Consider the following 14,466-nt stretch of genomic DNA (forward strand, 5'->3'; position numbering starts at 1 on the left):
AGCAAGCAATGTTCAACTCCGCTAACGAAACCCACTTCAGCCTGACTGTTGAAGACTATGTCGGCGACCTGCAAGTGCTGTCGTTCACCGGCACTGAAGGCATCAGCCAGCCGTATCGCTTCGACCTGGAACTGGTCAGCGAAAACCCCGATCTGGACCTCGAAAAGCTCCTGCACAAGCAGGCCTTTCTGGCGTTCGATCCGAAGGGTTCTGGCATCCACGGCCAGATCTACCGCGTTGCCCAAGGCGATGCCGGCAAACGCCTGACCCGCTACAAAATCTCCCTGGTGCCGCAACTGCAATACCTGCACCACCGCACCAACCAGCGCATCTACCAGCAGATGTCGGCGCCAAAAATCATCGCGCTGATCCTCGACGAGCACGGTATCAAGGGCAACGCCTACAACTTCCAGCTCAGCCAACCGTGCCCGGATCGCGACTACTGCGTGCAATACGACGAAACCGACCTGCACTTCGTCCAGCGCCTGTGCGAAGAAGAAGGCATTCACTACCACTTCCAGCACAGCGCCAAAGGTCATCTGTTGGTATTCGGCGACGACCAGACCGTGTTCCAGAAACTCGGGCAGCCAACGGCTTACGTGCAAGGCAGCGGCATGGTCGCCGACGAACCCGTGATCAAAGGCTTCAAACTGCGCCTCGAAACCCGTACCGGCCGCGTCACCCGCCGCGACTACGACTTCGAAAAACCGCGCCTGCAACTCGAATCCGCCTACAAACCCGAGGCGCAAAGCGACGAGCCAGACCTCGAAGACTACGACTACCCTGGCCGCTTCATCGACCGCGCACGCGGCAAGTTCCTCAGCCAACGCGCCCTCGAACGCCATCGCGCCGACTACCAACAAGCCGAAGGTAAAAGCGATCAGACCACCCTGGTCAGCGGCCACTTCCTGGAAATGTCCGACCACCCGCGCACCGAGTGGAACGACCTCTGGCTGCTCACCGAAATCTTCCACGAAGGCAAACAACCGCAAGTCCTCGAAGAGTCGGTCACCAGCGACACCACCGCCAACAAGGACGACTTCCACCAGGGCTACCGCAACCGCTTCCTCGCCACGCCGTGGGACGTGTTCTACCGGCCGGCGCTGGAACATCCGAAGCCCCGCGTCCTCGGCAGCCAGACCGCCATGGTCACCGGGCCCAAAGGTGAAGAGATTCACTGCGACCAGTACGGCCGCATCAAGGTGCAATTCCACTGGGACCGTGAAGGTTTGGCTGACGACAAAACCAGCTGCTGGATGCGCGTCTCTTCGAGTTGGGCCGGTGATCGTTATGGCGCCATCGCCATCCCGCGCATTGGCATGGAAGTGCTGGTGACCTTCCTTGAAGGTGACCCCGATCAACCGCTGGTGACCGGTTGCCTGTACCACAAGGAAAACCAGGTTCCCTACGACTTGCCGGCGAACAAGACTCGCACTGTGTTTAAAACCCTCAGTTCACCGGGGGGCGGCGGGTTCAATGAACTGCGGATTGAGGACAAGAAAGGCGCGGAGCAGATCTTCATCCATGCCCAGCGGGATTGGGATGAAAACATTGAGCATGATCAGAAGATTCGGGTTGGGAATGAACGGCATGACACGGTGGAGAAGAACACCTACACCGAGCTGAAGGCAGAAGAGCATCGCACCACGATTGCTGATCGTAAGACTGAAGCGCGGATGGATGATCACCTGACGATTGGGCAGAACCAGCATGTGAAGCTGGGGACTGCGCAGCTGACTAGCGTTGGGAAAGAGATTCATCTTAAGGCTGGGGACAAGATTGTCATCGAGGCTGGGATGGAGCTCACGGTTAAGGCCGGGGGGAGTTTCATCAAGCTGGATGCGGGTGGGATTACGGTGGTTGGGCCGGTGGTGAAGATTAATGCTGGCGGGTCGGCGGGGAGTGGGACAGGGATTGGGATTAAACCGCCGGTGCTGCCGGGGGCGGCGGATAAGGATAAGGCGGGGAGTTTGATGGATCAGGCGTCGATGAATGCGCCGAGTTCGCCGTCATTAGACGCACCTGGGAAAAGTTTCAGAATTCAAATGAAGCGCCCGTATGAGAAGAAAGGGATTGCGGGACAGCCCTATGTGTTGGAGGTCGATGGAGTGACTTATAAAGGCACGACATCTGCTGACGGCTTTGTAGATCAACCAGTTCCGCCAAGTGCAAAAAAGGGAAAGCTTACTTTCTACCCATTTGGAACTGAGTCGCAACCGTGGATTTGGGAGCTCGATTTAAGCGCGCAATCAGATGCTTCGGATATCAAAGGGCTTCAATCACGATTAAAAAATCTTGGTTTTTATAATGGAAAAATTGACGGGGAGAATGGTCCGAAAACCAAATACGCCACCCGTTGCTTCCATCGGTCTTGTGAGTTAACAGATAAAGATTATCTGTCGGCCACTGATATAAAACGGCTACAAGAGCAACACATTGCGTGAGGGAATAAGTGATGATTTATGGAGATTTTGACCTCCGCCGTGGCGACCACGATGGGAAACCTGCGCAGAACACACCTCCACGATGGGGAGGCAACGATAATCCCGTATTAACGGTGGTTAATGCCGAAACAGCAGCGGCATTTTTGGGCAGTAGTGCTGCACTTGCTGTTCCTGAACATGTGAGAAAGCTGCAAGAAGATCTAGTTACGTTAGGCTTTTCGGTGGTTGGTAAGCCGGATGGAGGATTTGGGATTCGCACTGGTTGGGCCGTTAGAGAGTTTCAAATATATGCATCTATGAATCGGGTGGCATGTGTTAGGCCAGAAAAGCAGGGCCAACTTTTACTAGATCAAGCAGGGGTTCCTGTAAAAATTAACAACCTGGATGTCTATTTTGATAGCTCGGCAGCAATTGTAGCTAAAGCAGGTAAGACTCCCGCGGTAAGTGGTTCTACTACTGGTCCTGCCAGTTATTATGTTGATAGTCTTCAGTCTGTGGCTAATGCATCGAAGTATAACGGCCCAATAAGCGGCGTTGTAAATGAGCAGACTAGAATAGCCATAGAGCATTGGTTGGATAACGATTACAGATGCCCAGTTGTGTTTGAAGCATGGGCGATGAGTCAGGGTGTAAGAAGTAATTTGGCCCCGTCAGGTTGTAATGTATGGGCTCATGATAGCTTTACTCCCGGAGCGCCAAGAATTCTAGTTAGGGATTTTTCTGATTATTTTGAGTTTCCAGCCGAGCGGACTCAAGTTGATTATCAGTCTGTAGGGTATTACCAGTCAGGTAGCTTTGGTGGTCCCAATGCTACTAAAGCACATAGTTGGTCACCTGAAGCTGATATGTCGGTTAAAAATGTAACGGGCGTAGCAGCCAATTCTTCTCAGCTTAATACTCCTGCGTTATCAACATATCGCACGATCCGAGTGGTAGCAGAGGCAGAATGCTTTGGTCGTTTTGATGTATTGAACGCGTGGGATAATGCTTTGATCTCTGCTGGGCCATGCCACTGGACTATGGGTCTCTTCAATAACGGAAAGTATGGAAAAGGGGAGTTTGTTGGGTTTATTGCGTATTTAAAGCATAAAAGCAACGAGACATTCAATAAGGTTTTTGGTAATTTTGGCTTGTATCCGATATATGATTGGGGTGACTCCAGATTATATGCGGATGATTTGAAGACTTATTCTGGGTGGGTTAAGCTGACAAATGACACATTTGCTCAAGCCCAACCAAGTCATGCGGATACTGAATTTGACGAACTGTTGAAAACCAAAGAAGAGGCGCATTATTTAAAAACATGGCACTGGTTTTATAGAATGGGTATGGCCGGCAGAACATTGCAAGAATACAAAACCACGATGTGGTCGATGGCCAAGGTGAGGATTGCAGATATCTTGAAAAAGGAAATTACTTTTCACGTTGGAGCCGCGACTGTGACCAGTACCTTGGGTAAAGTTTTCACTTCGGAAAAATCGGTAGCCATACTTCTTAGATGGCATGTGTATCGCCCATCTCATGTCGTAAATGATGACTATGAGAAAATCACGCCGATCGTACAGCAGGCGGTAAATGGAACAGCCGGTGTAAACTGGCCGCCGGCGGTGGCTAGTTGGGGTGACGCGCATGAGGCGGTACTGACAGAAAAATTGTTATCTGCGGCTGCTGCTATCAACTCGACGATAACCACAAGTATCGTTTTCGGTGCAACTCAGCCTCAGGGCTCAGTTAGAACTGGTAGAAATACCTTTGTCTTGGAAGTTTGACTATGAAATACATTTTTGCTTTTCTAGTGTTTTCTCCTATGGCTAGCGCCGCCACTGTAGATGTTTGTGATACGTCTGGGGGGGCGAAGCACTTTATTTCACAATGGTCCGAAGACGGGGATCAGATCGACACGTTATCGAGGTTGAGCGGCGATAAATTTTCAGTTCAAGAAGGAAAAGTAGTTTACAGCGGTGATCTCAACGGCGATGGCATAAAAGATTTTATCTTTACATCCTATGGTAGTGAAGGCTCTAGCAAAGATAAAACATACGGCTTTCTAATTCAGTGCAAAGGTTATTTGAAGTTTGTCGGTGGCGACTATTTTGCTAAGGTGGAGGTTTTAGATAAAGCTCCTGAAACTATTAGCGGTTTCAAAGATGTGCAAGTTTATTCCTATCAGAGAGACGGTGATGGGAATATCCGTTATAAGGGAAAAAACGCCCTAACCACGCCTCATAAGTGGAGCTTTAATCCGGAATCAAAAAAATATGAGGGGGATTTCGAATAAGTTAGTTGCGAAGAGGGATGGATTTAATTATTAGGTGGGTTCTCTATCGATAATAAATCTGTCCCGGGTTACAAAAAAATAACGCCGTCCTATTTTTTTCTTAGATTTAAATGGAATTAATCTCTGTGGTTAAAAATATAGTTTTCTTGGTGTGCTCAGCATTTTTTGTATTTGCCGTCGCTACCGTTCAAGCAGAACCGTTCTATTCCGCGAAGATATTACAAGCCGACTATTCTACGGCCCCTAACTTGAGACTGCTAATTAGAATTCAAGATGTAGAAACGGGAAGTGATGAGCCGAGCGGCTCTACTCGAGCGGACTGTATGCGTGGTAGCAAGTCAGCCGCACAGCCTGGGCCAACCCCTTGCTTTTCTTTCGAACTAGATGAGGGGAATGGAAATGTCAGTGTTTTAAAGCAGACTCTGCTAAATGATCCGCAACGGGGAAACGACCCAATTTATATTGAGTTGCTTTATAAGTCGGAACAGGAAAAAAATCAATATGGGTGGTTTGATAATAAAACGGTCAAGCTAAGAGTTGATGACAATAATGGATTGAATAACTGGGATGCGGATCTACCTCAGAGTTTACCTCAAGTCAAAATAGTGCAAGAGAGCGATATTTATCAGTTGGTTTTGGCGGATGCGGATGCGCTGCTTAATTCGGCTTGCCATGATAAGGCAAATCGTTTAAGTGACGAAAAAAGAACCGCGTTTCGCGAGGTTCAACGAGCTTGGATGAAGTTTAGGGATCTTGAGTGCGTAAAGTCTATATATGGTGAGCAATCCGCTAGTTGCATGATTCGTCTGACGCTTGATCGTGCCAGGCAGATCGCGGTCGCTCCGCCATCAAAGTAGCTGAAATAAACTTATGAGCAAAGGGGACGGATTTATTTGTTGCGCTCCAAGGCTTTGATCTTGGTTGGGGTTAAATAGATCTGTCCCGCTGGTTGAAAAATTTATTTGACGGCTGATTCAATGAGAAATATGTATTTGCTTCCTAAGTTTTTGTTGTTGGCTCTGTCGCTGTTTAGCTCAATCGCACATTCAGCGAGTTTCGACTGCGGCAAAGCTTCAACGGAAGTAGAACGAAAAATTTGTAGCTCTCCTTCTTTGTCCGTTATGGATGAAAAGCTGAGTGAGGTCTTCAAACCGTTAAAGAATCGCCGGGCTTTTCAAGTTATTGAAAGTGATTGGCTTGAATCAGAGCGTAACTCTTGTGAGTCAATGGAGTGTTTAGAAGATGCTTATGTTCAGCAGACTCGCTTTCTGACTCCGATTTCAGTGACGCCTAGGCCAACTCAAAAAGACATTAAATTGATGTCGGGCGATAAAGCGTATACGCAGTTTGCGCGTTCATGGAAGATGATTGATTTAGCATGGCTTCCCAATGAAAAAGGCGTTCTTGAGCGTTTTATAATTTCCGCTGAAACAATCTCAGGCATGCTGCATGTCATCGTATTTGAAGGACATTTTGATGCAGCAATGATTGCGTACCGAGGGAATTTGTATGAGTACGTTGATCGCAACGACAGGCCAATAGTACACGCGATCGCAAAAGATATTGGCTTTGACGGTGCGCTGAGATTGGGTGCGAACGACGAAGGAAAGAGGTTTTCGGGAGTTTTAGATGGGTCTTTTTACTATCGACAGCAGATCTCGAAAAACCAGTTGCGAGGGATGGTGTATAAACTCGGTTCCAAGTTGCCGCCGGCGGAGAGTAGTTTGTTATTTCAACAGTGGCCAAATACTGATGAAAATGCTGTTAGTGGTTTGACTTTCGGTTGGGGTGGTGAATATGGAAAACTGCAAGCGTATTATTCACACACTCCTGGATATGAAACGATTGCTCCAGTTGGTCAGCCAGAGGTAGGTTGGAATATTTATAATCCGATTTGGAGCAAGTCACGGCCGGTATTTTATTTCAAGAATGGTGATGAAACTATCTGGCGTGCCAATGTTGCCGATAAGACTCTGACAAAAATTGCGGCAGCCAGTGATAAAGATATTGTCCAGAATCCTACACCTATCGATATTAACGGTCGCGAAGCTGTCGTTTATCTAGATGGGTATACTCTGAAAATGGCTATCGCGCCGGATGAGTAGTGACAGTTTAAAAGAATGTCTTCTAAAGTTTGTTACTGGGTTTTTTCATGAATAAATATTTTGTTCTAGTGCTATTTGGCGTGCTGGTTTGTGGTTTGCCTCCTTTAGGGGCTGATGCATTTGCTCAAGATACATGTATTGATATCGCTACGAACTCCCATGGTGAAAGATGTTCTGTGAGTGCCAAGGCTGCTGCGGATGCGCAGTTGAATACCAGTTACCAAGAATTGATGGTGCGGCTTGAAGGCGGCTATCAGACCGACCCGGTTCTAGCTGAGGAGCACAAGGCAAAGGTTCAAGAGGCTCAGCGCGCCTGGATCAAACTGCGTGATGCCGATTGTCAGATTGATGCGTTGGAGGTAGAACCGGGCTCGTCGACACATGTGACCGCCGTGAACAATTGCATCGCCGCCATGAGCCATGAACGGTCAGTTTTTCTGGACAATATCGCGTCCGATAGCGGGAGTGGTTTGGCAATTGGGCGCGGCTCGTGTCCTTCGCAAGAGTTCGCCCAGTTTCTGCCCGCATTTTCCGTTAACGCCGAATCGCAAAAGCGGCTAACGGCGCAGGCTGTGAAGCTATTGGTGTTAAAGGGAACGTCCGATATAGGGCGGATTGTGCCTTACGTCACTGCCGAGGTAGGGCGCGACATGGCGTTTCCCTTAATGGTCGCGATGCCTGATGGGAAAGTGGAAGGGATTGAAGTCGAGAAGGTGGATGACCGCCACGTTAACGTTGTGGATAAACGTGCCGGCAACAGCAATATCAAGATCTTCAACTTTTCGCGAAAGGCCTGCTGGACGCTTGTTGGGGTTGAGGACTGGTCGATTTCTGAAATAGAACTTTCTGTAGCAAGTACGCGGTCGATGAGTCGTGCGGAGAATTTCTGCTCACAGCGTGCACTGGGATTTGTTGGCTTGGGTGGTCTTGAGCAATACCGGCTGACGGGCGAGCTTTTTGAGGCAGCCTTGGAAAATTACCTGTGCGCGGCCGCTTCAGGCGATCCTGAGTCAAGTTTGGCTGCAGCTGGGCTGAGTCTGTCGGGTATGGCGCCGCAGTTGGAATACGGCAAAGTCGAGGCTCTGTTCAAAGCGGCGGCCGTTAATTCACCGAGCGGGGCTGAGTCCCTGGCAGGCTTCTATTGTTTTGGCAATGAAACGGCTGGGGAAGGGCCATGTCAGCGACCAATTGACGTTGAAAAAGAGCTGATTCGTGCTGCTTCCATGGGGTCGACGAATGCGTTCGTTTCGTTGGGCTCTTATTGGGAAAGTGGCGATCTCGGTAAAAAGGATATTCCCCGAGCCTTGGCCTGTTATCAGCTTGCTGCCAACAAAGGTTACGAGTCGGGTCTCAATGCTGTTAAACGACTTCAGTCGGAAGTGACTGAACCGATAGCGGCTAGCAACTGCTATTAGTACGACAAAGTGATGAAGGGCGCGCAAAGCGCCCTTCAACTGCTTTGGGGCTTACTAACCCTGCGTTCGATACTCCCGCAATTCAATGTGATCTTGCGTCCCTTCCACCATCAACCGCACGCCATCCGCCATTCTACTCAGGGCTAATGCGACCGAGCGGCGTGAGCCGTCTAGGTCGTCTGCCAGGTTTGCGGCGATGGCGCTGATGGACAGGAGGTCTTCCGAGGCGTTGGCCATGAGGGCTTCGGCGTCGGTGCCGGGGGAGAGGGTGAAGAGGCCGCCACGGCGTTTGGGGCGGGGTTCGATGGCTGGTTTGAAATGGCGGTCGAGGGCGCGTTCGGCGGCTTCGTGGAGTTTTTTCGAATCGAAGGATTCGTAGGGGGATGTGGCTTCGTTTTCAGGAGGATTCGGTGTTGGCTTGAACATAGGTGTAATCCCGTAATTAAGGAGCCGACACCGTTTCGCGTGCACTTCGAAAGAGGTGGCAGCTGTGTATAGGTGTGCAAGACCGGCGGGATTACCCGGCAGACCCGAAGGTCTCCCATACACAGCAGCCATAACGGTTCGCGAGCATAGGAAAATGCTCGATGAATTGCCATAACACATCGTGTATCCCGCCGGACTTGCACGTCCGAGTCACCGATTTTGCGGTGACGAACAGAGGTTATCGGTGAAGGCCAAGGTCGCCTAGTTCACGGACAGCCCGGCGTTTTGAAGGAAATGTCCGAGAGGTTTGAGGGCATCAAGATCAAAAGATCGCAGCCTTCGGCAGCTCCTACAGGAATGTGTTTCTTCAGGTGTAGGGCGGGTGTTGGCTGTGACGCGGAGCGTCTCGGGATGCATACCCACGCGGGAGTGTGGGAATGATCAAGGTTAAGGCGGGAGAGCGTGACTTGGTGGTCATCATGCCGGAAAAGTGGTTCATCTTCTTCTAACGCAACCAGACAGTGGCGTTCTCGCTTGAAGTCGCTACACTGCGCCGGCCGTTCATTTTCCTTTTGAGGCTGTGCGCATGAAATTTCGTTTTCTTCTGTGGATGCTGGGTTTGTTGATGGGTAAGGCCAGTCGGACTAATCCTGCGTTTCAGCAGCAGTTGGGTGACAAGGAGCTTGTATTCCAATTACAGACCCTGGACGGGAAAGTGGCGCGGCATTTCTTTGTGAAGGATCAGCGCATTACCAGTAAGTCCGGCGTGTATGCCGAGCCTGCGTTTGCGATTGCCTTTAAAGATGCGGCGTATGGCTTTGCCACGATGCAGGCGAAGAACAAGCAGTTGGCGTTTATGACGGGGATTCAGGACAAGTCGATTCAGATCAAGGGCAACCCGGCGCTGGTGATCTGGTTCCAGGGGCTGACCAAGTATTTGAAGCCGCGGAAGGCGAAGGCTAAAGCCAAGGCTTGATTCGAGTGATTGAACCTGTGGCGAGGGAGCTTGCTCCCGCTGGGCTGCGAAGCGGCCCTAGAGCCTGAGACCTCGGTTGTATCTGACACACCGTGTCGGCAGGGTTGCGACTGCTGCGCAGTCGAGCGGGAGCAAGCTCCCTCGCCACAGGGGTTGTGGTGATTCAGTTGGATCGGGGTGGATTCATGGCGGGCAAGCCCGCTCCCACAGGGATCGCGTAAATCCTGTGGGAGCGTGGCTTGCCCGCGATGCTTTTAGGGCTGGCTGAATTGTGAGGCAAGTTCGCGCAGCAGGACTTCGGCTTCGAGGACTTTGCTGACGACGTCGTTGGCTTTGTCGCGGGTCAGGCCTACGCGCTCTAGCAATGCGTCCGGGATGTCTTCATCCGGCCCAGACCCAATCCCGCGGCTACGCAGCAAACGCACAGCCAGGCACACGAGGTTTGGGTACTCGGCGTAATCGCCGTCGTAGCTTGGGTCGTGTTGGAAGCGCAGTGCGGTGGCCAGTTCTTCGGGCATGTCCCAGTAGCGCATCAGCCACGAGCCGATCTGTTCACGGCTGATGCCTAGCAAGTGTTGTTCGACGTAGCTGTGGCAGAGGTGCGGGTTGACTTCGAGGTGGCGGCAGATCAGCGAGAAGTGCGGCGGGAAGACGTGGGCCAGCAGCAAGTAGCCGAAGTTGTGCAGCAGGCCGGCGAGGTAGGTCAGGCCGGCTTCCGGGCGCTGGGCGCGCGGCATGGCGCGGGTCAGGCCTTCGATGACGGCGGCGGTGTAGATCGATTGCTGCCAGTACGGCGTGGTGTGTTGCGGATGGTCTTTGGGCAGGCTCAGGGTTTTGCCCAGGGCCAGGCCCAGCGCCAGGTTGATCACCAGGTCGAAACCCAGCACCCGGACGATGGCGTCTTCCACTGAACGAATCTTGCCCGGCGACGCGTAATACGGCGACGCCGCCCAACTCACGACTTGTGCGGCCAGGGCCGGGTCGGTTTCGACGACGCCGGTGATGTCGTCGATGGTGGCGTTGGGGTCGACGCGCAGTTTGATGATTTTCTGCGCGGTCTCGGCCAGCGGCGGAATTTCGATGGTTTCTTCCAGACGTTGCTGGATGCGCCGTGCGGTGAACGCTTGAACGGCCTGGGTGATTTCCTCGCGGTCATCGTGGGGGCGGTCGAGGTTCGGGCGAATGCTGGTCAGCGCTTCGCCGAAGTTGGCGGCACTGGCTTTGGTCAGCATGGTCTTGAAGTCTTCGCTGGTGATCTCCAGCAAGACGCCCGGCTCGCCCGAGTTGATCAGCAACTTCGGCTCGCGCAGCATGCATTCTTCATACAGGCACGGTGAACTGGTGAGCGCCGGCATGCCAGGCAGCAGGCTCAGGTTGTGTTTGCCGAGCATTTTTACCAGGCGTTCGGTGGACACGGCGGTGAGGCGGCGGCCGGTCAGTTCGGCGAGGCGATTGAGGTCCAGCAATTGGCTCTGCGGGAACAGCACCATGAGCGTGCCCACGGCGTCATCAAGCAGAACAGCCTGCACTTTGCGTGCGGCGTTCAGGCCGTGATGGTCGAGGACTTCTTCGTAGGCGATACCCAGTTTGCCCAGCATCAGCCGAATAACCGACGGAGCGTGCGGGGTGGCGGGTGCGAGGGCAACTTCGGTCATGGTCTGTATCCGTTTTAAAACAATGGCAGGAGTATAACCAGCTTGCTCAGAACGGTGGTTCAGAAACTGCGACGGTGCTCACACTTGGCCGTATTGCTGCCCATGACGTAGCCAGCGGTCGAGCAGCGGGCTGACGTGATCCGGCCAGCGCTCCAGCAGCGCCTGGGCGGCGTCGCGCACAGCGGGCAGCAGATCGGCGTCGCGCATCAGGTCAGCGACCTTGAATTGCAGCAGGCCGGTCTGACGCGTGCCGAGCATTTCGCCGGGGCCGCGCAGCTCGAGGTCTTTTTCGGCGATGACAAAACCGTCGTTGGTTTCACGCATGATGCCCAGGCGCTGACGACCGATCTGTGACAGCGGCGGATGGTAAAGCAGCACGCAATGGCTGGCTGCACTGCCTCGACCCACGCGACCGCGCAACTGGTGCAATTGCGCAAGCCCGAGGCGTTCGGGGTTTTCGATGATCATCAGGCTGGCGTTGGGCACGTCGACGCCGACTTCAATCACCGTGGTGGCGACCAGCAGTTGCAGGTTGCCGGCCTTGAACTCGGCCATGACGGCGGCTTTCTCGACGGGCTTCATGCGGCCGTGGATCAGCCCGACCTTCAACTCGCCGAGGGCGGCGGTGAGGTCTTCGTAAGTGGTTTCGGCAGCTTGGCAGGTCAGCTCTTCCGACTCTTCAATCAGCGTGCACACCCAATAGGCCTGACGCCCTTCAGCGCAGGCGCCGCGCACCCGCTCGATGACTTCGACGCGCCGGGTATCGGTGATCAGCACGGTGTTCACCGGAGTCCGGCCGGGCGGCAGTTCGTCGAGGATCGAGGTGTCGAGGTCGGCGTAGGCGCTCATGGCCAGCGTCCGGGGAATCGGTGTCGCGGTCATGATCAGCTGGTGCGGACACATCCGCCCGCCGACACCTTTCTGCCGCAGGGCCAGCCGTTGCTGCACGCCGAAGCGGTGCTGTTCGTCGATGATCGCCAGTGCGAGGTTTTTGAACTGCACTTCGTCCTGGAACAGCGCGTGGGTGCCGACCACCATAGATGCGCCGTTGGCAATCTGCTCCAGTGCGGCCACGCGGTTCTTGCCTTTTAGCTTCCCGGCCAGCCACGCGACTTCGATGCCCAGCGGCTCGAGCCAGCGCTTGAAGGTGATGAAGTGCTGCTCGGCGAGAATCTCGGTGGGCGCCATCAGCGCCACTTGATAGCCGGCCTCCAAGGCCTGGAGTGCGGCGAGGGCAGCGACCACGGTTTTGCCCGCGCCGACGTCGCCCTGAATCAGCCGCAACATGGGCTCGTGCTGACTGAGGTCGTAGGCGATTTCGTTACCGACCCGTTGCTGAGCGCCGGTCGGAGTGAAACCGAGGTTGGCCAGATACTGGGCCGGCAGCCGGGTGGCTTTCGGCATCGCCGGCGCGCGCAGGGAACGCATGCTCTCGCGCAGGCGCTGCTGGGACAGTTGATGGGTCAGCAGTTCTTCAAAGGCTAGACGGTGCTGCGCCCAGTGATGACCGAGGGCGAGTTCGTCGACGTCGGCATCGGCGGGCGGGTGGTGCAGGTAGCGGATCGCATCGGCCAGCGGCGCCAGTTGATAGTCCCGCGCCAGTTCGTTCGGCAACCAGTCAGGCAGGCTGGTGGGGCCGAGCATCGTCAGGGTCTGCATGCACAACTGGCGCAAGCGCTGTTGGGTCAGGCCTTCGGTGAGCGGGTAAACCGGGGTCAGGGTTTCGTCCACTGGCGGCGGCTCGTCGCCGGTGATGGCGCGGTATTCCGGGTGGTAGATCTCCAGCCCCGACGCACCGGGCCGCGCTTCGCCGTAGCAGCGAATCCGCGTGCCGCGTTTGAGGCCTTCTTTCTGGGCGTTGCTGAAATGGTAGAAACGCAGGCTGAGCCCGCCGGTGCCGTCCTGCAGGCGTACCACCAGGCTGCGGCGGCGGCCCATGACCACATCGGCGCCGCTGACGGTGCCTTCGATCACGGCGTCTTGCCCGGGTCGCAAATGGCCGATCGGGACCACGCGAGTGCGGTCCTGATAACGCAACGGCAGGTGAAAAAGCACGTCCTGGAGATTCTCCAGGCCGACCTTGGCCAACTTCTCGGCCATGGCTTCACCGACACCCTTGAGTGCCGTCACCGACACTTGCGACAACTCGGTCATGGCAGCGACTTAGGCCGCAACGACCGGTGCTTGCGGCTTGGCCACCGAGCACAGGCGAATGGAGTCAGCAAGGATTTCAATCGCCTTTGGCCGCGGGAAGCTCGCGCGCCAGGCGATGGCCACGGTGCGGAACGGCACCGGAGGCGTCAGTGGGCGCACTTCGATCACGCCGGGAGCGTAGTGATGGCTGTCGACTGCCGACAGCGGCAGGATCGAGATGCCGAGACCGGACGCAACCATGTGGCGGATGGTTTCCAGGGAGCTGGATTCCACCGTGGTGTGCTTGGCGCCGTCGTTCCCTTTGGCCAGGGTCGGGCAGGCTTCCAGCACTTGATCGCGGAAGCAGTGGCCTTCGCCGAGCAGCAGCAGGCTCTTGTCGTTGAGCAGGGCGGCGTCGATGGATTCTTTTTGGGTCCACGGGTGCTGGGCCGGCATCAGGACGTAGAACGGCTCGTCGTAGAGTTGCAGGGTCAGCACATCGGCTTCGTTGAACGGCAGGGCGATGATGATCGCGTCGAGTTCGCCGTTGCGCAGTTTGTCGCGCAGCACGTGGGTGAAGTTTTCTTCGATGTACAACGGCATCTGCGGGGCGACCCGGTGCAGTTGCGGAATCAGGTGCGGAAACAGGTACGGGCCGACGGTGTAGATGGCGCCGACTTTCAGCGGGGCGGTCAGCTGGTTCTTACCGGCCTGGGCCAGTTCGCGGATGCCTTGGGCCTGTTCCAGGACTTTCTGCGCCTGCGCGACAATGCCTTCGCCGACCGGTGTCAGGCGCACGGCACTCTTGCTGCGCTCGAAAATCAGCACACCGAGTTCGTCTTCAAGCTTTTTCACGCCCACCGACAGGGTCGGCTGGCTGACATGGCAACGCTCAGCCGCGTGGCCGAAGTGCTGCTCTTGGGCGAGGGTAACGATGTAGCGTAATTCTGTAAGAGTCATAGCAAGCGTCCATGAAGTTGCTAGCCAAGCATACCGGCTGCAATCGATAGACGCACGTTATCAGACTGAGTGCG

11 protein-coding genes are annotated in these 14,466 nt (G+C 54.5%); 7 read left to right on the top strand and 4 right to left on the bottom strand.

The features are described from left to right. Positions 1-8: 8 nt before the first annotated feature. From tssI to ABH912_RS21120, 6 genes are all read left to right on the top strand, one after another. The gene (tssI, locus tag ABH912_RS21095; RefSeq protein WP_429511565.1) at positions 9-2,444 is read left to right on the top strand and encodes a type VI secretion system tip protein TssI/VgrG; all 2,436 of its coding nucleotides are present in this window, start codon (positions 9-11) and stop codon (positions 2,442-2,444) included. Between the two features lie 11 nt (positions 2,445-2,455). Then, positions 2,456-4,213, top strand: coding sequence for a peptidoglycan-binding domain-containing protein (locus ABH912_RS21100; RefSeq protein WP_156363936.1), 1,758 nt, complete (start codon positions 2,456-2,458; stop codon positions 4,211-4,213). Between the two features lie 2 nt (positions 4,214-4,215). Next, on the top strand, positions 4,216-4,722 hold the full coding sequence (locus ABH912_RS21105) for a hypothetical protein (protein ID WP_033059327.1): 507 nt from the start codon (positions 4,216-4,218) through the stop codon (positions 4,720-4,722). A gap of 110 nt (positions 4,723-4,832) precedes the next feature. Next, on the top strand, positions 4,833-5,579 hold the full coding sequence (locus ABH912_RS21110; RefSeq protein ID WP_429511566.1) for a lysozyme inhibitor LprI family protein: 747 nt from the start codon (positions 4,833-4,835) through the stop codon (positions 5,577-5,579). Positions 5,580-5,708: 129 nt separating this feature from the next. Further along, positions 5,709-6,827, top strand: coding sequence for a lysozyme inhibitor LprI family protein (locus ABH912_RS21115; protein WP_231670553.1), 1,119 nt, complete (start codon positions 5,709-5,711; stop codon positions 6,825-6,827). 47 nt (positions 6,828-6,874) lie between these two features. Continuing rightward, complete coding sequence (locus ABH912_RS21120; protein ID WP_033059330.1) at positions 6,875-8,242, top strand: lysozyme inhibitor LprI family protein; 1,368 nt, start codon at positions 6,875-6,877, stop codon at positions 8,240-8,242. A gap of 54 nt (positions 8,243-8,296) precedes the next feature. Here the strand turns inward: ABH912_RS21120 and ABH912_RS21125 are convergent, their stop codons facing one another. Beyond that, positions 8,297-8,668 (bottom strand): DUF6124 family protein, encoded by a 372-nt coding sequence (locus ABH912_RS21125; protein ID WP_429511567.1) that lies wholly within the window; start codon positions 8,666-8,668, stop codon positions 8,297-8,299. 586 nt (positions 8,669-9,254) lie between these two features. Here ABH912_RS21125 and ABH912_RS21130 point away from each other — a divergent pair. Then, positions 9,255-9,644, top strand: coding sequence for a hypothetical protein (locus tag ABH912_RS21130; protein WP_008150118.1), 390 nt, complete (start codon positions 9,255-9,257; stop codon positions 9,642-9,644). A gap of 254 nt (positions 9,645-9,898) precedes the next feature. Here the strand turns inward: ABH912_RS21130 and ABH912_RS21135 are convergent, their stop codons facing one another. The 3 genes from ABH912_RS21135 to ABH912_RS21145 all read right to left on the bottom strand — a co-directional run bounded on the left by ABH912_RS21135 (position 9,899) and on the right by ABH912_RS21145 (position 14,392). Continuing rightward, positions 9,899-11,299 (bottom strand): aminoacyl-tRNA deacylase and HDOD domain-containing protein, encoded by a 1,401-nt coding sequence (locus tag ABH912_RS21135; protein WP_429511568.1) that lies wholly within the window; start codon positions 11,297-11,299, stop codon positions 9,899-9,901. A gap of 78 nt (positions 11,300-11,377) precedes the next feature. Beyond that, entirely contained in the window at positions 11,378-13,453 is a 2,076-nt protein-coding gene (recG, locus tag ABH912_RS21140) for an ATP-dependent DNA helicase RecG (RefSeq protein WP_033059336.1), read from the bottom strand. A 9-nt stretch (positions 13,454-13,462) separates the two neighbouring features. Next, positions 13,463-14,392: a hydrogen peroxide-inducible genes activator gene (locus ABH912_RS21145; RefSeq protein ID WP_008150125.1), complete on the bottom strand. Its 930-nt coding sequence runs from the start codon at positions 14,390-14,392 to the stop codon at positions 13,463-13,465. Between the last annotated feature and the right edge of the window lie 74 nt (positions 14,393-14,466).

This window comes from Pseudomonas sp. BT76 TE3572, assembly GCF_050435365.1.
Lineage (GTDB): Bacteria > Pseudomonadota > Gammaproteobacteria > Pseudomonadales > Pseudomonadaceae > Aquipseudomonas > Aquipseudomonas fluorescens_W.